The following is a 20,117-nucleotide window of genomic DNA, read 5'->3' as shown; positions in this document are numbered from 1 at the left end:
CTTTAGGAAAAAGAGTTGGAGAACTCTTCCATCTTGATAGTTGTCATCAGAAAAAGAATACGTCTCTGAATGCTTTTGCGCTCATTGATTTTGTCGTGCGGCAAACGATCATGCTCTCGCAACAATTTAGTGATGATTGGGTTGTAATGCTCGCGAACGGGTGACATCTTTATTCCTTGATAGATAGCTTGTTAATCAGAATGTATCAACTGCCTTATATATCTACAAGAAATAAATAGAGATATCTAAATAACTATTTAGAATAAAGATTGCTTCTTATCACTTCTCCACGAATGCGCGCTCGTACACATAATCGCCCATCTGCCCAAGGCTTGGGGAAACTTTAAAGCCTTTCGCGTCTAGCATTTCAGAGGTTTCTTTAAGCATTGAAGGGCTGCCACAAATCATTGCCCTGTCAACGGCTGGATCCAATGGTGGCAAACCAATATCTTTAAAAAGCTGGCCTGACTCAATGGCTGTAGTAAGACGGCCCGTGTGTTTGAATGCCTCTCGCGTGACTGTTGGGTAGTAGATAAGTTTTTCACGAATTAGTTCGCCAAGGTATTCGTGTTGGGTTAATTCATTTTTTATATAGTCACCATAGGCAAGCTCGCTAACTAAGCGGACGCCATGGATCAACACAACCTTTTCAAATTTTTCATATGTCTCAGGATCGCGGATGATGCTCATGAATGGCGCAAGACCCGTGCCTGTGCTAAATAAGTAAAGATGTTTTCCTGGGTTTAAATCATCAAGCACTAATGTGCCTACAGACTTTTCGCTAACCAGTATTGGGTCGCCAACCTGAATTTTTTGTAGACGTGAGGTGAGTGGACCATCTTGGACTTTGATGCTTAGAAATTCGAGATGCTCTTCATAGTTAGGGCTTGCAACACTATAGGCTCTCACCAAAGGTTTTCCCTCTACCTCAAGACCTATCATTAAAAAATGGCCGCTGCGAAAACGAAGTGCCTTATTACGAGTGGTAGTAAAGCTAAATAGGGTGTCATTCCAATGATGAACGGACAGAACAGTTTCGGTGTTATATGCAGCCATGAATACTTATAGTCAAAGGGTGTTTAAAAGATCATGCAATTATCCCATTCTCAGGGCTCTAATTTGCCGATATTCAGGCGCTAAATGGTACTAAGTCGTGATATGCATCAAACTTTTAGTCATAAGTATGTTTTTTGGTGGGGCTGATAGAGTTTTGTGCGGAGTATGATTCCTGGATGACCCCGGCTCGATATTTATTTATTTCTCTGCTTTCTCTCGGGCTTGTTACGTTTGCCGTTATCTTGCAGCAGACAGGCTACCAGGGCGTCAGTTTTTTGCCATGCCCTTTATGTATATTGCAAAGAGTGGGGTTTTTGGGGGTCGCCATTTTTTGTTTTTTGGCTCCCGGATTTAACCGCTTAAGCAAATTTTTCCATGGATTGGCCACCATATCAGCGGCCTATGGCTTTTCAGTGGCTGGTCATCAGGTATGGCTTTTGTCCCACCCGAGCACGTCTTGCGGCATCGATCCGCTGGAAGTATGGATCAATCAATTTCAGTTGTCCCAGAGTATTCCTTGGCTTTTTAAAGCCGACGGTCTTTGTGCCGCCAAACTCCCTCCAATTCTTGGTCTACAAGTGCCAGAATGGTCTGCATTCTGGTTTCTAGTACTTTTTGTGGTCCTATTGCTCACATTGGTGAGGAAAAACACCAGCATGTAATGTTCTTTATATCTAAAAGTAGTTTAGGTATAAAAAGTACTTCGTTTACAAATATAAAGCCGCCTCATAAGATTTGATCCATACAAGATTAAAGGCTTATATGACGTACTTTCAAGACAATTCAACGGTTATTGCCAAGTCAGCGCTAGTGAATGCTCCTCAAAATATTAACGCTCGAAAACAGCTAACAAATTCAATTTTTTCTGTTGTTCAGGTCATAGTTGGTGTCGCGCTATTGGCTTTATCTACGCATCTTGCTGTAGAGAGTGAAGTTTATTTAAATGCTTTAGAGCAGAATGGTTTAAATCAATACCACGTGTTTGCACTATTGGTCTGCACCAGTTTCTTCGCTGGTATTTTGCTGATTGCACAGCAAGTCTTGCAAAATGATGTAAATGGGTTTGATGAAATATCCCCGTACTAAATTCTAAGTTTAGGTTAATTAAAAAGGCACCTATTGGTGCCTTTTATCATTTTCAGAATTAACTTCTAATGCTCAGCTTGCTTATTCCTCTTCACGACGTAAGTGTGGGAAGAGAATCACGTCACGAATATTTGGCGCATCAGTAAGGAGCATAACCAGACGGTCAATGCCAATACCGCAACCGCCTGTAGGAGGCATGCCGTATTCGAGGGCGCGAATGAAGTCATGGTCAAAGTACATTGCCTCCTCATCACCCGCTTCTTTTTGCTCCACTTGTTTGCGGAAGCGATTGGCTTGATCTTCGGCATCATTGAGTTCTGAGAAGCCGTTAGCAATCTCGCGACCAGTAATGAATAGCTCAAAGCGTTCAGTGATACCTGGGCGAGTATCAGACTCTCTAGCGAGCGGACTTACTTCTATTGGGTAATCAATGATGTAAGTTGGCTCCCAAAGGTGTTCCTCGGCAACCAATTCAAAAAGCGCCAATTGCAATGCACCTATACCTGCGTTTTTGAGGGTGGGGGAGTCTGGATTCTCACCACCTTTTTTGAGTTCGGCCCGAATGAAAGCTGCATCTTCAAGCTGGGTAGGGTCATAGCTTTTGCCAGACTGACCGCAATACTTCAAGATAGCTTCATTGATGGTTAGACGTTGAAATGGTTTGCTTAAATCGAGCTCACGACCTTGGTGAGTTAATACTGCGGTGCCTTGCGCATCAATCGCCGCAGCACGAATCAAGCCTTCTGTGAAATCCATCAACCAGCGGTAATCTGTATATGCCGCATAGAACTCCATCATTGTGAATTCTGGATTGTGGCGAGGGCTTACGCCTTCGTTGCGAAAGTTACGATTAATTTCAAATACGCGCTCAAAGCCACCCACTACCAAACGCTTTAAGTAAAGCTCAGGAGCGATACGCAAGAACATTTGCATATCTAGAGCATTGTGATGGGTAATAAATGGTTTAGCTGCTGCGCCACCAGGAATGGGGTGTAGCATCGGTGTCTCAACTTCCATAAAGTCAGCATCAAGCATGTGACGGCGAAGTGAGGCGATCGCTTTACTACGTGCCTTGAAAGTGTTGCGACTTTCTGGATTAACGATAAGGTCAACATAGCGCTGACGATATTTTGTTTCTAAATCAGAGAGGCCATGGAATTTATCCGGCAATGGGCGCAGTGATTTGCTCAATAAGTGCAATTGATTGCACTCAACCGAGAGTTCGCCTTTATTGGTTTTAAATAGATTGCCTTCGGCAGAAATGAAGTCACCCATATCCCAGTGCTTGAAAGCGCCATGGGTATCGGCACCAGTGAGCTCATCATTAATGTAGAACTGAATCTGTCCACTACGGTCTTGAATGGTGGCAAAGCTGGCCTTACCCATCACGCGTTTGAGCACCATGCGACCTGCCACTTTCACGTGAATCTTTTTCTCGGCGAGCTCTTCTTTAGTGAGACTATCGAAATGGGCGTGCAGATCTGCCGCTAAATGTGTTGGCACAAAATCATTGGGGAAGGCTACGCCGTTTGAGCGAAGTTTCGCTAGCTTCTCGCGACGCTCGGCGATGATGTGATTTTCATCAACCGCTTCGGTTGCTGGAGCTTGGGTGTTGGCTGAATTTGTTTTATCGTTCATATTCTTGATTAATTAAACGCCTTGCTTCAGGCTGGCTTCAATAAATGCATCGAGATCTCCATCTAATACTTTTTGAGTATTCGAAATCTCAACGTTGGTGCGTAAGTCTTTAATGCGGCTCTGATCCAAAACATAGGAGCGAATTTGGTGACCCCAGCCCACATCGGTTTTGCTAGCTTCCAACTTATCTTGCTCAGCTCGACGCTTTTGCATCTCATGTTCGTAGAGACGAGACTTGAGCATGCTCATGGCTTCTGCGCGGTTGCGATGCTGACTGCGGTCGTTTTGGCACTGCACCACAATTCCAGTTGGAACGTGGGTTAAACGCACGGCAGAGTCGGTTTTATTAATGTGCTGACCGCCTGCACCTGAAGCGCGATAGGTATCGGTGCGAATATCAGCAGGATTGACTTCAATTTCTATGGAATCATCAATCTCTGGATAGACATAGATAGATGCAAAGGAAGTATGACGACCATTAGATGAGTCAAAAGGAGATTTGCGCACTAGACGATGAACGCCTGTTTCAGAGCGAAGATGTCCGTAAGCATATTCACCATCGACTTTGATCGTTGCGCTCTTGATGCCTGCAACATCTCCATCAGACTCTTCCAAAATTTCAGTTTTATAGCCCTTGCGCTCACAATACTTTAAGTATTGTCGATAGAGCATGCTTGCCCAATCGCAGGCTTCAGTGCCCCCAGCGCCGGCTTGAACATCAATAAAGCAGTTGCATGAATCCATTTCATTATGGAACATGCGACGGAACTCAAGATCATTAATGATCTTGCTATAGCTCTCTACATCTTTTTCAATGGCTGAAATGGTTTCGAAATCACTTTCTTCTTTAGCCATATCGAAGAGTTCAATGGCACCAGTGATATTGGTATTAAGGTCAGTGAGAGTAGAAACCACACCATCAAGCAATTTCTTTTCCTTGCCTAAGGCTTGCGCTTTCTTTTGGTCATCCCAGATGCTCGGATCTTCTAGGATGGAATTAACTTCTGTAAGGCGACGTGACTTTACTTCGTAGTCAAAGATACCCCCGAAGGGCTTGCTCGCGGGCGAGCAGATCGGACAAGGTGTTTGAGATGGTGTTTAGTTGTTCAGCTTCCATCCCATAATTATAAGGGGGTTATTCCAATTGCCCCTCAGCTGGCTGGGCTTTCATCATGAGCCTCAATCATCAGTTGGACGCGAGCTTGTCCTTGATAGCGATCAGTCACGAGGCGGTACGCGAGCTTGGCTTTGCCGGGTAGGCTTTGGGTACGATTAAACCAAACAGCTGATAGTGGTTTGGCAGGGGTTGAGTTTGAGTCGCCGCTCAATGGCTTTACCAATAAACGCAGGTGTTTTTCTTTCATCAAGCTCTGTTGAGTGATTTCAAAGTCGCCATAGAAAATGGGTTGTGGAAATCCTTGGCCCCAGATTTCATCTGCAAGAAGATCGCCAATTTCAGGGGTAAATTCCGAGGCTTTTAGGGCACCATCATGAATGTGCTGTCGCTCCAGTAATTCTGCGCTTAGTAAGCTATTGGCAACTTCCTGGAAGCGCATATCAAAACGATCAAAATCACTTTTACGGATAGTCAGGCCTGCAGCCATCGCGTGCCCGCCAAACTTTAGGATCAAGCCAGGTTCTTTTTTCGAAACAATATCTAAAGCATCGCGCAAATGAAATCCTGTTAAGGATCTGCCTGAGCCTCTTAGCTCTTCTCCAGTATTACCATCAGGAGCAAAGATAATCGCAGGACGATTAAAGCGTTCTTTCAGGCGCGAGGCCACAATACCTACAACGCCTTGGTGCCACTCAGGATTCCATAAGCAAATACTAGGACGCTGGGCTATGGTTCCCGCAAGTTGCTCTTCGTAGAGGTGGGCGAGAGCAGTTTCTTGCATTCCCGTCTCGATCACACGTCGCTCACGATTAATACGATCAAGCTCTTGAGCAAGACTCAGGGCATCTTCAGCGTTATCGCTTAATAGCAAGCGAATGCCTAGGGTCATATCTGCAAGACGTCCAGCGGCATTGAGTCTTGGCCCTATGGCAAAACCAAGATCGAAAGTATTTGCTTTGCGAGGATCGCGAGCGGAGACTTGGAACAAGGCTTGGATTCCAGGTTGCGATATACCAGCACGAATTCTCTTTAATCCATTGGAAACTAAAATTCGATTATTGCGATCCAACTGTGCAACGTCCGCAACCGTTCCGAGTGCGACCAAATCTAAAAGATTCTCTAGTTTGGGCTGCGTCTCGTTGGTAAACTTACCGCGCTTACGCAATTCTGCGCGAAGCGCTACTAATACATAAAACATCACTCCAACACCAGCCAATGCTTTACTTTGAAATGCGCAGTTAGGTTGATTTGGATTTACGATGGCTGCAGCCTTGGGTAATTTATCACCGGGTAAATGATGGTCAGTCACAATTACAGCCATGCCTAATTCATTTGCGCGCTCAACACCTGCTTCGCTAGCAATACCGTTATCGACAGTAATTAAATATTTCGGTTTTGGGATTTGCTGAGCAGCCAACTCGACGACATCAGGCGTTAAGCCATACCCCATCGTAAAACGATTGGGCACTAAAAACTGAATGGGAGTATCCGCTCCGCCAAGCATTCGTAAACCGCGCAGGCCGACGGCGCAGGCTGTTGCCCCATCGCAGTCATAGTCTGCAACGATCAGCATGGGCTCTTTCTTTTCCAAAATATCGGCGAGTAAAGACGCGGTACTGATGCAATTTTTTAGATCGTTTGGGGAGAGTAGGTTTTTTAACTCAAGAGAAAGCTCCTCCGGAGATTCCACGCCTCGCGCGGCATACAGTCGAGCCAACAGCGGGTGTAAGCCGCTTTGCTCTAGCCAGGTAGCAGCTCTTTCTGAAAAAGATCGTTTAGAAAAAGAACTCACGATTGAATTACATCTTTCAAAGTCAGGACTTCTGGCTTTTTCCAGAATATCCAAGATTTCTTCTGAATATCACGCATGGTGAATATTCTCTCTCGAGGTTTCCCATTAGGGAAATCAATAATCATCAACTCATCAAGTTGCTTATTTAGTAATTGACTAACTAACTGGGGCCAAAGGGTTTCTGGCTTATCTAGCCAAGCAAAAGCACCATCAAGCTTTTCAATATGATCAGAAGTCATTGATGGAATACCGCAGAACTTGGCAAGCCCAGTAAGCAAGGGGTGTTGACCAACTATCGTGCTGGCTTGTGCAAATGCCATTGGCGCTTTGACATCCTTTAACTTACCAATGCCACTAATCCATATGGAGTTGATGCTGGGTAAGCCTCTAGCTTGGCGCTCCTCATTTACTGTATCAATATGCCAAAGCATTTGGATTTCATTTTGCAATTTTCGCCAACGCTTTGCGATGCCTTGCTCGTGTATGTCATGTGGCATCCACCAATCAATATTACGACCTTGTGCTTGATCGATGCTGTAGCTGGCTAACTTACTAAATGGTCCAGCAGGAATAAACCAATAATGTTGATTCTGAAACAGTAAGGAATGCTCAAAGTCTTCTTTAAGCAAAGCTAGTGCCACATTAAGTAATTGTGTTGATTCAGTTTCTGTCAGATCAATTTGATCCTGGCTCATTAAAATGAGATGATCACGAGTAGCATGCAGATGAACGGGCTGTAAGCATGCGATTTCTAGATTGGGATCAAAGTTTATTGTGGATTGCCCCAACAGAAGAATGGGTGCAAGTGGAATCTTATCTCCGAGTAGAAAGCGCTCATGCGGTAATCCTTTGCGCGCTTGATTGTCACCCTGTTCTTCCAAGACATCCTCTCCCGTTAGCATCAGGGTGAAGCGTTTGGGCTGGCCTTGGGTATTTTGGTGGAGGGTAGAATTCTGAGTCATTCCCCCAATTTTAGGTGGCATTTGGAGTTTCCATCTGTTTGTGCTCGCAATTGTCTAAACTGTCGCTATGTTGAGATTTCCAATCGATCTAGAAATTGGCTTACGCTATACCCGCTCCAAGCGCCGGAAGGCTGTTGGCAAGCGCGATGGCTTTCTCTCCTTTATTTCTGGAATTTCTACTGCCGGTATTGCCTTAGGTGTCGCTTCCTTAATTGTGGTCCTATCGGTCATGAACGGCTTTCAGAAAGAGGTGCGGGATCGAATGCTATCCGTTCTTTCGCATGTAGAAATTACTGCGCCAGATGGATTGGCAAATTGGGAGCCTTTGGCACAAAAGTTAGCTAAAGAGCCGCACGTAGTTGGAGTTGCGCCGATGGTGAACTCGCAAGGATTGCTCACTCGGGATAACGTCATGCGTGGAGTTGCTATTCGTGGCATTGCTCCAGGCGAGGAAGGCAAAGTTTCTGATCTTCCAAAACAGTTTATCGCTGGGAATATTAATGATCTTCAGCCAGGCGGTTTTGGTGTTGCATTAGGCGCGCAATTAGCATCTATCGTTGGTGCACGTATTGGCGATCGAATTAATTTAATTGTTCCTGAGAGTGATTTAACTCCAGCAGGCGCAATGCCCAGAATGCGAACACTTCAAGTAGTGGGCATTGTGGATAGCGGTCATTATGAATACGACAGCTCTTTAGCGATCATGCATTGGAAAGATACTGCAGCCTTATTGCGCCTGCGTGATCCATCGGGTTTGCGCATCAAAGTGGATGACATGCAGCTTGCCCCTGAGGTTGCGGCTGAGCTTGCCGCTGTTGTCCCTCAGGCATTGTGGGTTACAGATTGGTCCCGATCAAACCGCAATTGGTTTGCAGCAGTACAAACTGAAAAGAAGATGATGTTCATCATCCTGACGCTCATTATTGCTGTCGCTGCATTTAATTTGGTCTCAACTTTAGTAATGACGGTTAATGAGAAGCAGGCTGATATCGCCATACTTAGAACCATGGGTGCGAGCCCAGGTTTAATACAGAGAATATTTTTAGTGCAGGGCTTAGCAATTGGGCTAATGGGATCCTTGGCTGGCGTCGGACTTGGTTTGTTAATTGCCTGCAATATTGATGTCATTGTTCCGGCGATTGAGGCAATTTTTCGAGTGCGATTCTTGCCGCGCGAGGTGTACTTTATTAGCGAGTTGCCATCAGATGTACGATTGGGTGATGTAGTAACAGTAGGATTAATGGCTTTTGGCCTATCCGTGTTAGCTACTTTGTACCCAAGTCGTCGGGCTGCGAAGATTAAGCCAGCGGAGGCGCTACGCTATGAGTAATATCAATGCACCTGTATTGCTAGCTAAGGGCTTGGCTAAGACCTATGGTCAGGGGGCAACCGCTGTCGAGGTTCTGAAGTCTGTAGATTTGAGTGTGGCCAATTCTGAAAAAGTTGCCATTGTAGGTTCATCTGGCTCAGGAAAAAGTACTTTACTCCACCTCTTGGGCGGTTTAGATACTCCGAGCGCTGGCTCTGTTTTTCTTGGCGGTGAAGATATCAATCAACTGTCAGTTTCCAAGCTAGATAAGCTGCGTAATCAGAGCTTAGGATTCATTTACCAATTTCATCATCTCTTGGATGAATTTAGCGCGATTGAGAATGTGGCTTTATTGCTCCGAATTCGTGGCTTAAGTAATGAAGAGTCAATGGATCGGGCAAGTCAGATGCTCAAAGCAGTTGGTTTGGCCAATCGCGAGCTCCATACACCTGCAGAGTTATCTGGTGGAGAGCGTCAACGTGTTGCAGTAGCTAGAGCCTTAGTTGGTAATCCAAGTTGTGTGTTAGCCGATGAGCCTACAGGAAATTTAGATACCGAAACAGCTGATGGCGTGTTCGATTTAATGTTGGACATCGCACGTGAGCAAGGTACCGCCTTTGTCATTGTGACTCATGATCCAGTTCGCGCTCAACGTTGTGATCGTATTTTGCATTTAGAGCGTGGAGTACTCAAAACCTTTGCGCAGTAAGTTCGCTCCCATGTGGATTGATACACACTGTCACTTAGATGCACTGGAGTTCTCTTTATCTCTGACGGGAGTCATTGCCGCAGCGAGAGAAAAGAATGTGCGTGCAATTCTCTTGCCCACAGTAAGAGTAGCGGATATACAAAATGTCCAATTACTTGTTTCGCAATACAGCAATGAAATTCCAGGGCTGGTTTATACCTTGGGTATTCATCCTTTGTATACCGATCAAGCTCATGAAAGTGATCTGAATTTACTGGAAGAGAAAATCAGCAAAGCACTCTCAGATCCGAGGTTTGTTGGGATTGGAGAAATTGGCTTAGATTATTTTGTTGAAGGCTTGGATCCGCGTAAACAAGAATATTTTTTTCATGCTCAATTGGATTTGGCTCAGAAATTTCAATTGCCTGTCATTTTGCATGTGCGTCGTTCGCAAGATGCCATATTAAAAGCGCTGCGTCGTCGAAAAATCCCTGGCGGTATCGCACATGCATTTAATGGCAGTTTTCAGCAGGCTGAGCAATTTATTGAGCTTGGCTTTAAGTTGGGTTTTGGTGGAGCTGCAACGTATGAGCGTGCATTGCAGATTCGCAGACTCATCAAAGAATTACCACTTGAGAGTATTGTTACTGAAACCGATGCACCAGACATTCCACCTGCTTGGTTGAAAGCTGAAAATTTAACATTCAACGAACCCGCTTTTTTGCCTAGAATCGCTAAAGAGCTTGCAACCATTCGTGGCGTGAATGATTTAGAGTTTGCTTCAGCAGTTTGGCGCAATACCTTACAAGTTTTACCTCGTTGGTCGGCGCTTAGTGCCGACAATTCAAGTCTAAACTCAGCCCCTTAAATCATTGCGCTTAGCAATTACGGCATTTATTGCCGGGGGATCGCTTCTTTTTCTTTTGCCACAGGTGCCGTTCCAATGGCAATGGATCTGTTTTGGCTCAACCCTCTCATGCATATTGCTAACTTGTTTATTCCAGAGGGTTAAGTGGGCACGACTTTTTTGCATCTGTACCTTGCTATTTACTCTTGGTTTTGCATGGAATGCAAACTATGCTGACAGTCGTTTGCAAAATATTCTTGCTCAGGACTTGGAGGGTGAAGAATTAAGTATCGAGGGTAGAGTCATTGGTTTGCCTCAAAGTGGTGAAACTGGCGCAAAGTTTGCTTTTGAAATTAATCGCCTTCAGTTAAACGGTGAAAACAAAGCTCAATTTCCAAAGCAAATCTATCTTAGCTGGCAACCCGCCTGGAGAAGTAATCAGATCATTCCAGAAATTATTCCAGGCCAGCAATGGAAATTGAAGGTAAAACTTAAAAGACCTTATGGATCTTTAAATCCTTATACGTTTGATTTTGAACGTTGGTCTTTCCATCAAAACTTTGGAGCAAGTGGATCAGTTAAAGCGGGCAAATTGCTAATAATAAAAAATATTGAATTAACCGAATTTGCTTTGCAAATGGAACTAGCACGCTACAAGCTACGTAAAAAGATAAATAGAGCTTTGTCTCCAGATGCGCGTTATGCGGGTGTGATTACTGCGCTCGTAATGGGCGATCAAAATGCAATTCATCAAGATGATTGGGGTGTGTTTAATGCAACCGGTATAGGTCATTTGATTTCAATATCCGGCTTACATGTCACGATGTTGGCAGGTGTTGGAGCAACTTTAGCTGCGTTCTTTTGGAGACGTAGATTTTTGCCGCTAATGCTCCCTGTAAGTAAGGTCGCGGCTTTGTCAGGTTTTTTGACTGCGTTTATATATGCCTGGCTAGCCGGATTTCAGATACCAGCTCAAAGAACGATGTATATGGTTGGCGTGGTTGCATTCGCCTTTTGGACTGGCAGAAATCCAAGATCATTTGATATTTGGTGGTGGGCGCTAGCATTTGTTTTATTGATTGATCCAATGGCACCCTACACCCCAGGATTTTGGTTATCTTTTGGTGCAGTAGCAGCCATCTTGTACGCCATGAAAAATTCCTCTGGTTTACTTGGTGTACCGACGGGTAGAGAGTTGGAGGCGCCATGGATATCGCGGCTAATACAAGCATGTCGTGAGGCTTGTCGAGTACAGGCTGTTGTAACTATTGCACTCTTACCCATAACGTTATTTTGGTTTTATCAGGTATCCGTTGTTTCTCCGCTGGCAAATGCTTTTGCTATTCCTGTGGTGAGTTATATCGTTACGCCTTTGGCTATCGCTGGCGCATTGTTACCAGAATTTTTTGGAAAGTGGCTGTTAATACCTGCGCACGCCGTAATGGAGTATTTGGCAATCTTGTTGGAGTGGATGGCAAGTTGGAGTTGGGCTGTGGTGTGGTCAAGTCAGCCTATGTGGTGGATTTTGGCGCCATCAATCATAGGAATAATTTATGCCATTCAACCTGGTGAGTTGTCGTCGTCTTGGCGGTCAAGATTATGCGCGCTAATACCAACCGCAATACTTTTTATGCCTTGGTCTCATTTCATGGGCAATAACTTAAGGTCGGGTGAATTCAGAGCGACGGTGCTAGATATTGGTCAAGGCACGTCAGTCTTGATTGAAACCGCGAGTAAACGTTTGTTATATGACACGGGGCCCATCCAGGGTAAAGGTGATGACGCAGGGCAGCGAACCATATTGCCGTATTTACGAGGCAGAGGTATTGGCAAAATTGACCGCATCGTAATTAGTCATAGTGATAGCGACCATGTGGGTGATGCAGCTTCGTTGCTAAAGAAAATTACTTTTAATGAAATGATGGGTTCTTTGCCAAGCGATAACCCACTATTGATTAATCTAAACGCTAGAAAGATTGCAAGTATTCCTTGTCGTTATGGTCAACGTTGGATTTGGGATCAGGTGGAGTTTGTGATTTGGCATCCACATGAATCGACTCACTTTCAAAAACAATATTCCATGAAGCCCAATGAAATGAGTTGCGTTCTCGAGGTGCGGAATAAGAATTTTTCGTTCTGGTTGACTGGTGATGTTGAGCGTCAAGGGGAGGCAGAAATTACTAAGCGCTTAGATGGGGCGATGTTGAGAGAAGTTGGCGATCGACAAATTATTTTTATGGCGCCGCATCACGGTAGCAAAACTTCATCATCAATAGATTTATTAAAAACTTTAGAGCCAGACATTGCTTTTGCTCAGAACGGTTATCGCAACCGCTATGGGCATCCGCACTCAACTGTTACAGCCCGTTACAAAAGTCTTGGGATCCCGTTCTATCAAACCTCAAATACGGGCGCTCAAGTATGGCTTTTTAAGCATGGTCCCGAGGTCTCGAGCTGGTTTATGCGATCAAGCAGTAGACGTTTATGGCATAGATGGGAAATTGATATCGATAAAAAGGAAAAAGCCCTTAAAAATTAAGGGCTTATTATGTAATTCTTGGTTGCGGGGGCAGGATTTGAACCTACGACCTTCGGGTTATGAGCCCGACGAGCTGCCAGACTGCTCCACCCCGCGTCTGAATGTTTGATTCTACCATTTTTTGCACTGCAATGTCGACCGATTCCACAAAATATGCTTAAAAAATGCGGTTTTGGGTTGCTCATTGTCATTTGGGAAGGTCTAGTTTAGGGAGTAATATATTGCCACGCAACAAAGAGCCAAAGGCCTGCAATGTCAATTAGCAACCCAGAGTTTTCCAGTTCAACGCTATTAAACCCGGTCAATTTGCATGAAGACCCTAACAGCCATAAAAAGGGTAGCTTGGGTGCGGTAATGCTCGCTGCCATTGGGGTGGTGTTTGGCGATATAGGAACAAGCCCGCTATATGCACTTAAAGAATGTTTTGATCCTGAGCATGGAATTGCATTTTCTCCAGAGGCTTTGTTCGGCGTAATTGCCATGATGATCTGGTCACTGATACTGGTGGTGACTTTTAAATATGTATTGTTTGTGATGCGAGCAGACAACAAGGGCGAAGGCGGCGTTCTCTCTTTGATGGCACTTGCTTTGCGATCATATAAGAGTGATTCAAAAACCTATTTCTGCTTGATGATTTTAGGCATGCTTGGTGCATGCATGCTTTTGGGTGAGTCTGTGATTACGCCGGCTATTTCCGTTCTTTCTGCGGTTGAGGGTATTGAAATCGCAACACCTAGTTTGCATAAATTCATTATTCCAATTTCGTTGGCCATCTTAATTGCGTTGTTTTTAATTCAGAAATTTGGAACCGCTGCCGTAGGAAAGCTGTTTGGTCCGATTACTTTGGCCTGGTTTATTGTGCTCGCCATTTTAGGAGTGATAAATATTGGTGCGGCACCACAAATTATTGGTGCGATTAATCCAATTCATGCAGTCCATTTTGTGTCCCTCCATCCCACAACTGCTTATATTGTGATGGGTGCCGTGGTGTTGGTCGTAACTGGGGTAGAAGCTTTGTATTTGGATATGGGACATTTTGGTAGAAATCCAGTTCGTTATGCATGGCTATTTGTGGTTTTACCAAGCTTATTAATTAATTACTTGGGCCAAGGTGCGCTACTACTTTCTAATCCAAGTGCTGCGTCTAATCCGTTTTATTTGATGGTTCCTGAATGGGCTCTATGGCCAGTAGTTGCTCTGGCAACAGCTGCCACGGTAATTGCGTCTCAAGCGGTTATATCTGGCGCCTATTCTCTTGTAAGTCAGGCAATATTGCTCGGCTTTATGCCGCGCATGACCATCATGCACACTTCAGATTCTGAGCAAGGACAGATTTATGTGCCAGTGGTTAACTGGGCCTTGTTGTTTATGGTCGTGATTACTATTATTGAGTTTAGGGCGTCTGTTAATTTGGCTGCCGCTTATGGCATTTCCGTGACATCGACCATGATGATTACTGCGGTATTGCTCGCAGTTGTGATGTATCGCGAATGGAAGATGAATTTTATTCTAGTGATTGTGCTTACATCTGTCTTTTTCGTTTTAGATTTTTCTTTCTGGAGTGCAAATCTCATCAAAATTAAAGATGGTGGTTGGTACCCATTATTTTTGGGGCTCTTAATTTTTACCTGCCTAATTACTTGGTATCGTGGCCGCAAACTATTGCGTGCCAAAATGGTTGAAGGTTCCATTCCACTGCAGGCTTTTGTTCAGGGCTTATTGGCTCACCCGCCACATCGAGTTGAGGGCACAGCAATCTTTTTGACAGCCCATGTCGATTATGTTCCAGTAGCAATGTTGCACAATTTAAAGCATAACCGGGTGATGCATGACCGGATCTTTTTTGTCAAGTTGAGCACTTGGGATGTGCCTTATGTAAACGATGACCAGCGCATTACGATGAAAGATTTTGGTGGGGGCGTGTATTTGGTTAGAGCAGTTCATGGGTTTAAAGAGACGCCTGATATTAATTATGTGCTTAAATTAATCGAGAAGCACGAAGGCATTCACTTTGACGTTATGGATACCTCTTTCTTTATTTCGCGGGATACCATTGTCCCCTCTTCATCGCCTGGTATGGCATTGTGGAGAGAAAAGCTTTTTAGTTGGATGATGCAGAATGCTGCAAAACCGTCCGATTTTTTTAGAATTCCAGCCAATCGCTTGGTTGAGCTTGGGGCTAAGGTGGAAATTTGAGAAAAAATTTGCCCTCGAAACCTCAATTTCTCATTGCCATATTTTTATTGGTTAGCTCGATCAGTGGAGTAGTAATTGCTACGCCAGCTGAAGAGGCTGAGTTGGAGCAGTTAAATAAGATAGAGCAAGAGCTTGAGCTGCAACGCGATTGGGCAAAGTATCGTTGGGGTAAGGCACAAACTGATTGTTATCAGAACTACTGGGTAAATTATTGTCTGCGTAGCGCACGAGCTGAATATCGTAAAGAAATCGATCCCATCAGTGAACAGGAACGTGCATTGCATGAGGTGCAACGTAAGTTACGCAAGAGCATTAAGGATCAAGAAGATCAAAAACGCACTGCTCAGCGTGCTTCCCCAGAAAAAGCTGCCGAACGCGCTGAAAACCAACGTGAGTTTGAAGAAAAACAAAAAGCTTCGGCTGCAAGAGCGGCGGATCTAGAGCAGCGTCGTAAAGATGCGCCTAAGCGTGCTCAAGAAAATAAAGCTGGTACGCAACTCGATTAATTTTTTTCATGCATTCTTATTTTCATTGAGTCATCCTTGGCTAAAGTAAAAACGGTTTATATCTGTCAGTCCTGTGGAGGCACTTCTGCGAAGTGGCAAGGGCAATGCCCATCTTGTCAGTCTTGGAACACTCTAGAAGAGGGTTTGCCAGAGACGACATCTAATTCTCGATTTCAGGGCTTGGCGCAATCTTTGCCCCGACAAAAGCTCTCGGCCATTACGGCGGAAGATTTGCCAAGATTTAGCACAGGTGTAGAAGAGTTTGATCGCGTATTGGGTGGCGGATTGGTTCCTGGTGGCGTTGTGCTCCTGGGCGGTGATCCTGGTATTGGTAAATCTACCCTGCTGTTGCAAGCTCTCGCGGAGATGAGTGCTGTTGGTATGAATGTTCTCTACAGTAGCGGCGAAGAATCCGCCGCACAAATTGCCTTACGCGCGAAGCGCATCTCATTAAATGCTCCGCAGTTAGAAGTCCTGGCCGAAATTCAGTTGGAGAAACTGATTTCGATTATGGATACCGTTAAGCCACAAGTATTAGTGGTGGATTCCATACAAACTTTGTATTCTGAAGTATTAAGCTCGGCTCCGGGATCGGTGGCGCAAGTGCGCGAGTGCGCCGCTCAATTAACCAGGGCGGCTAAGGCTAGTGGCATTTGTGTGTTAATGGTGGGGCATGTCACCAAAGATGGTCATTTAGCAGGTCCTCGAGTTCTCGAGCATATTGTCGATACCGTGTTGTACTTTGAGGGCGATACCCATTCTTCTTTTCGCTTAATTCGTTCTATCAAAAATCGCTTTGGTGCAGTGAACGAATTGGGCGTGTTTGCGATGACTGAAAAAGGTCTGCGCGGAGTGACAAATCCATCAGCTATTTTCTTGTCGCAACACGAGCAAATGGTTCCGGGAGCGTGTGTACTGGTAACTCAAGAGGGTAGCAGACCCCTGTTAGTTGAGATTCAGGCGCTTGTGGATACTGCGCATGTACCAAATCCTCGACGTTTAGCCGTTGGTTTAGAGCAGGCGCGCTTAGCTATGTTGCTGGCGGTTTTGCACCGTCATGCAGGTGTGGCTTGTTTTGATCAGGATGTGTTCTTAAATGCAGTTGGTGGCGTGAAGATTTCAGAGCCAGCTGCTGACTTGGCTGTACTGCTTGCGATTCAATCATCTATTCGTAATCGCGCGCTACCAAAAGAGTTGATTGTGTTTGGCGAAGTGGGTTTAGCGGGAGAAATCCGCCCATGTCCACGCGGGCAAGAGCGTCTAAAGGAAGCAGCAAAACTGGGCTTTACTGTTGCCATCATTCCGAAGGCCAATATGCCAAAGACAAAAATTGCAGGCTTGAGAGTGATTCCTGTGGAGCGTATTGATCAGGCGATCGCTGCAGCTGCAGAATTAAGTTAAAGCCGTTTGTCTTAGCGCAAATCTTCCGCTTGAATGAGTAGCACTTGCTCTTCGCCGGCGGAAACTTCCATCCAAATCACAGGTATTTGAGGAAACGCTTTTTTGAAGTTCTCATACTCATTGCCAATTTCAATCAAAATTGCGCCACGCTCAGAGAGGTAGTCGGGCGCACTGGCAATAATTCTTCTGATGAGATCCATACCATCGTCACCACCAGCAAGCGCTAACGCAGGCTCGGCATGGTATTCAGCTGGTAAAGCACTCATGGAGTCGGCATTTACATAAGGCGGGTTGCAAATAATCAGATCAAATAGATTGTCTTCGTTTGGTTCTGGCAAAGCCTCCCATAGATCGCCCTCTAGTAACTCCACCTGAGTACCTAAGCCATGACGGTCGACGTTACGAGCTGCCACTGAGAGTGCGGGTAAACTGATGTCACATGCACTAACGTGAATATCTGGACATGAAAGTGCCAATAAGATTGCTAGTGATCCATTACCAGTACAAAGATCTAGTACTTTCCCATCTGCTGGAAGCCATGGCTCTAATGAGCCATCAACAATGAGCTCTGCAATCCAAGAGCGCGGAACAATGCTTTGTTCGCTGCAGAAAAATGGAACCCCCATCAACCAAGCTTCACCAAGAATGTAAGCAAGTGGCTTGCGGGAAGTGATGCGTTCATCTGCAACAGCCAGTGCTAGTTGATGTTGCTCACCCGTGAGGGTTTGATCTAAATGGTCAAGTGCATCAGCAGGACTCAGCCCTAATTGTTTGCTAACAATCCATAGGGCTTCACTTTGCGCATCAATTGCGCCATGCCCGTAGTGTAAATTCGCGGCTTCTAATTTTTGACTGATGAGTTCAATCGATTGATTGACTGAAAGGGCTTGTGAAGGCTCAGGGTCCATGATGGATCGGGTTGTAGTTAAAAAAGAGGGAGCGGAAGTTGGACTTAAGCAATAAGCTGCTCAAGTGTTTTGCGATAGATGTTTTTGAGTGGCTCAACATCATCAACGTTTACGCACTCATCGATTTTGTGGCTAGTAGCATTTAGAGGCCCGAATTCCACAACTTCTTTGCAGACCTTGGCGATAAAGCGACCATCACTGGTGCCGCCAGTTGTAGAGAGCTCGGTATCCACTTGGGTTTCAGATTTAATTGCTTTGCGCAATGCGCCTGCTAAATCGCCATCGCCTGTAATAAATGGGCTGCCACCCAGAACCCAATCAATTTCGAAGTCTAGGTCAGCATCACTCAAGATTTTTTCTAGACGCTCGCGCAATTGCTCAGGCTTACTCTCTGTGGAGAAGCGGAAATTAAAGTCGACCACTAATTCGCCGGGAATGACATTGTTTGCTCCGGTGCCAGCATGCACATTGGAGATCTGAAAGCTGGTTGGTTGGAAATACTCATTTCCTTGATCCCATTCAGTTTCAACTAAAGCGGTAAGCGCTGGGGCTGACAAATGAATGGGGTTTTTGCCAAGGTGAGGGTAGGCAATGTGAGCCTGAATACCTTTGACCTTTAATTTGCCAGATAGGGATCCTCGACGACCATTCTTAATCATGTCGCCTATTTGATCTACTGAAGTGGGTTCACCTATCACGCAGTAATCTAAACGCTGACCCTGTTTTTGGAGGCGCTCACACATGATCACGGTGCCATCGTTAGCTGGACCTTCTTCATCGCTTGTAATCAGAAAAGCAATCGAACCTTGGTGATCTGGATGTGAGGTGACAAACTCTTCTGTGGCAACAACAAAGCCAGCGAGAGATGTTTTCATATCAGCAGCGCCTCGACCATATAGCTTGCCATCGCGAATGCTTGGCGTGAATGGATCACTAGTCCATTTCTCTACTGGGCCAGTTGGGACAACGTCGGTATGACCGGCAAACATGAGCACTTTGCCTTGATCGCCAGCTTTACCCTTTTTAATTGCCCATAAGTTTGTAACTTGAAAATTTTCAGGGCCACTGATAACGCTTTCTGTATGAAAGCCAATGGCTTGCAAACGCTTGGCAATTAAATCTTGGCAGCCGCCATCCGCCGGAGTGACGGAACGACATGCAATGAGAGCTTCGGTTAGCTCAAGGGCGGCGCTCATAAGTAAGTGTCAGAAGTTAGATTAGTCGCGAAGCAATTCGTTGATGGCGGTTTTTGCTCGTGTTTGAGCATCTACTTTTTTCACAATCACAGCAGCATACAGACTGTACTTGCCGCAGGCGGAAGGAAGCGAGCCAGGAACAACCACTGAGCCTGCTGGAACGCGACCGTAGTGCACTTCACCAGTTTCGCGATCGTAAATCTTGGTGCTTTGTCCTATGTAGACCCCCATAGAGAGAACAGCATTTTCTTCAATCACAACGCCTTCCACCACTTCAGAGCGAGCACCAATAAAGCAGTTATCTTCAATAATTACCGGGCCAGCTTGAATTGGCTCCAAGACACCACCGATTCCGACGCCACCAGAGAGGTGAACATTTTTACCAATTTGGGCGCAAGAGCCAACAGTTGCCCAGGTATCAACCATGGTACCTTCGCCTACATAAGCGCCAATATTGACGTAGGAAGGCATCAACACCGCATTTTTGCCAATAAAGGAGCCGCGACGAGCAACGGCTGGTGGTACTACACGGAAACCGCCTGCAGCAAAGTCAGCAGCGGTATAGCCCTCAAACTTACTTGGAACCTTGTCGTAGAACTGGGTATAACCCCCAGCGCTCATCGGAATATTGTCTTCTAGGCGGAAAGAGAGCAGAACAGCCTTCTTAACCCATTGATTTACTTCCCACTTACCCACATCACGACGCTCGGCGACTCGAATGCTGCCATTATTTAGGCCTTCTAAAACGGCATTTACTGCGCTACGGACATCTCCAGGAACGCTGTTTGGTGAGAGGTTTGCGCGGTTTTCCCAGGCTTGTTCAATGATGTTTTGTGGTGATTGGCTCATGCTTTTTGGTTAACTATCAGATTGTTA

At 45.3% G+C, this 20,117-nt stretch carries 18 protein-coding genes and 1 tRNA gene; 9 read left to right on the top strand and 10 right to left on the bottom strand.

Features of this window, described 5'->3' with window-relative positions; translation table 11 throughout:
• Positions 1-2: 2 nt before the first annotated feature.
• Complete coding sequence (locus NHB35_RS07890) at positions 3-167, bottom strand: hypothetical protein (protein WP_353431825.1); 165 nt, start codon at positions 165-167, stop codon at positions 3-5.
• A 112-nt stretch (positions 168-279) separates the two neighbouring features.
• Positions 280-1,056: a ferredoxin--NADP reductase gene (locus NHB35_RS07885; RefSeq protein WP_215315778.1), complete on the bottom strand. Its 777-nt coding sequence runs from the start codon at positions 1,054-1,056 to the stop codon at positions 280-282.
• Positions 1,057-1,232: 176 nt separating this feature from the next.
• On the opposite strand from NHB35_RS07885, the gene NHB35_RS07880 reads away from it, so the two are divergent.
• A complete protein-coding gene (locus tag NHB35_RS07880) occupies positions 1,233-1,718 on the top strand; it encodes a disulfide bond formation protein B (protein WP_353431824.1) in 486 nt (161 codons plus the stop codon).
• A 100-nt stretch (positions 1,719-1,818) separates the two neighbouring features.
• A complete protein-coding gene (locus NHB35_RS07875; protein ID WP_353431823.1) occupies positions 1,819-2,142 on the top strand; it encodes a hypothetical protein in 324 nt (107 codons plus the stop codon).
• An 81-nt stretch (positions 2,143-2,223) separates the two neighbouring features.
• Here NHB35_RS07875 and lysS read toward each other — a convergent pair whose 3' ends face one another.
• From lysS to NHB35_RS07855, 4 genes are all read right to left on the bottom strand, one after another.
• Positions 2,224-3,780, bottom strand: a complete 1,557-nt coding sequence (gene lysS, locus NHB35_RS07870; protein WP_353431822.1) for a lysine--tRNA ligase — start codon at positions 3,778-3,780, stop codon at positions 2,224-2,226.
• A gap of 12 nt (positions 3,781-3,792) precedes the next feature.
• Positions 3,793-4,897 (bottom strand): peptide chain release factor 2 gene (gene prfB / locus NHB35_RS07865; RefSeq protein WP_353431821.1). Its coding sequence is split into 2 segments (ribosomal slippage): positions 3,793-4,824 and positions 4,826-4,897, totalling 1,104 coding nucleotides; the frame shifts between segments, so codons are not numbered across the junction.
• 34 nt (positions 4,898-4,931) lie between these two features.
• Complete coding sequence (gene recJ / locus NHB35_RS07860) at positions 4,932-6,689, bottom strand: single-stranded-DNA-specific exonuclease RecJ (RefSeq protein ID WP_353431820.1); 1,758 nt, start codon at positions 6,687-6,689, stop codon at positions 4,932-4,934.
• A complete protein-coding gene (locus NHB35_RS07855; RefSeq protein ID WP_353431819.1) occupies positions 6,686-7,651 on the bottom strand; it encodes a hypothetical protein in 966 nt (321 codons plus the stop codon). The genes recJ and NHB35_RS07855 overlap by 4 nt, the downstream gene beginning before the upstream one ends.
• 70 nt (positions 7,652-7,721) lie before the next feature.
• Between NHB35_RS07855 and NHB35_RS07850 the strand changes: the two genes are divergently transcribed.
• From NHB35_RS07850 to NHB35_RS07835, 4 genes are all read left to right on the top strand, one after another.
• Positions 7,722-8,981 carry a lipoprotein-releasing ABC transporter permease subunit gene (locus NHB35_RS07850; RefSeq protein WP_353433427.1) on the top strand — a complete coding sequence of 420 codons (1,260 nt, stop codon included), beginning with the start codon at positions 7,722-7,724 and terminating at the stop codon, positions 8,979-8,981.
• The gene (locus NHB35_RS07845; protein WP_353431818.1) at positions 8,974-9,669 is read left to right on the top strand and encodes an ABC transporter ATP-binding protein; all 696 of its coding nucleotides are present in this window, start codon (positions 8,974-8,976) and stop codon (positions 9,667-9,669) included. The genes NHB35_RS07850 and NHB35_RS07845 overlap by 8 nt, the downstream gene beginning before the upstream one ends.
• Positions 9,641-10,516 (top strand): TatD family hydrolase, encoded by an 876-nt coding sequence (locus tag NHB35_RS07840; protein WP_353431817.1) that lies wholly within the window; start codon positions 9,641-9,643, stop codon positions 10,514-10,516. The genes NHB35_RS07845 and NHB35_RS07840 overlap by 29 nt, the downstream gene beginning before the upstream one ends.
• Before the next feature lie 64 nt (positions 10,517-10,580).
• The gene (locus NHB35_RS07835; RefSeq protein ID WP_353433426.1) at positions 10,581-13,034 is read left to right on the top strand and encodes a DNA internalization-related competence protein ComEC/Rec2; all 2,454 of its coding nucleotides are present in this window, start codon (positions 10,581-10,583) and stop codon (positions 13,032-13,034) included.
• A 19-nt stretch (positions 13,035-13,053) separates the two neighbouring features.
• On the opposite strand, the gene NHB35_RS07830 is transcribed toward NHB35_RS07835, so the two are convergent.
• Positions 13,054-13,130 (bottom strand) — tRNA-Met (locus NHB35_RS07830).
• Between the two features lie 258 nt (positions 13,131-13,388).
• Here NHB35_RS07830 and NHB35_RS07825 point away from each other — a divergent pair.
• The 3 genes from NHB35_RS07825 to radA are packed head-to-tail and all read left to right on the top strand — an operon-like array spanning position 13,389 to position 17,137.
• Positions 13,389-15,230: a potassium transporter Kup gene (locus NHB35_RS07825; protein WP_353433425.1), complete on the top strand. Its 1,842-nt coding sequence runs from the start codon at positions 13,389-13,391 to the stop codon at positions 15,228-15,230.
• Between the two features lie 8 nt (positions 15,231-15,238).
• Complete coding sequence (locus NHB35_RS07820) at positions 15,239-15,736, top strand: hypothetical protein (RefSeq protein ID WP_353431816.1); 498 nt, start codon at positions 15,239-15,241, stop codon at positions 15,734-15,736.
• A gap of 36 nt (positions 15,737-15,772) precedes the next feature.
• Entirely contained in the window at positions 15,773-17,137 is a 1,365-nt protein-coding gene (radA, locus tag NHB35_RS07815) for a DNA repair protein RadA (protein WP_353431815.1), read from the top strand.
• Positions 17,138-17,148: 11 nt separating this feature from the next.
• Here radA and prmB read toward each other — a convergent pair whose 3' ends face one another.
• The 3 genes from prmB to dapD are packed head-to-tail and all read right to left on the bottom strand — an operon-like array spanning position 17,149 to position 20,090.
• Positions 17,149-18,045, bottom strand: a complete 897-nt coding sequence (gene prmB / locus NHB35_RS07810; protein ID WP_353431814.1) for a 50S ribosomal protein L3 N(5)-glutamine methyltransferase — start codon at positions 18,043-18,045, stop codon at positions 17,149-17,151.
• Between the two features lie 44 nt (positions 18,046-18,089).
• Positions 18,090-19,241, bottom strand: a complete 1,152-nt coding sequence (gene dapE, locus NHB35_RS07805) for a succinyl-diaminopimelate desuccinylase (RefSeq protein ID WP_353431813.1) — start codon at positions 19,239-19,241, stop codon at positions 18,090-18,092.
• Between the two features lie 21 nt (positions 19,242-19,262).
• Positions 19,263-20,090 carry a 2,3,4,5-tetrahydropyridine-2,6-dicarboxylate N-succinyltransferase gene (gene dapD / locus NHB35_RS07800; RefSeq protein ID WP_215389188.1) on the bottom strand — a complete coding sequence of 276 codons (828 nt, stop codon included), beginning with the start codon at positions 20,088-20,090 and terminating at the stop codon, positions 19,263-19,265.
• Between the last annotated feature and the right edge of the window lie 27 nt (positions 20,091-20,117).

It is taken from the genome of Polynucleobacter sp. MWH-UH23A, from assembly GCF_040409805.1.
GTDB lineage: Bacteria > Pseudomonadota > Gammaproteobacteria > Burkholderiales > Burkholderiaceae > Polynucleobacter.
Note: the sequence above shows the minus strand (reverse complement) of the source record. Positions and strands in the feature narration are given on the sequence as shown.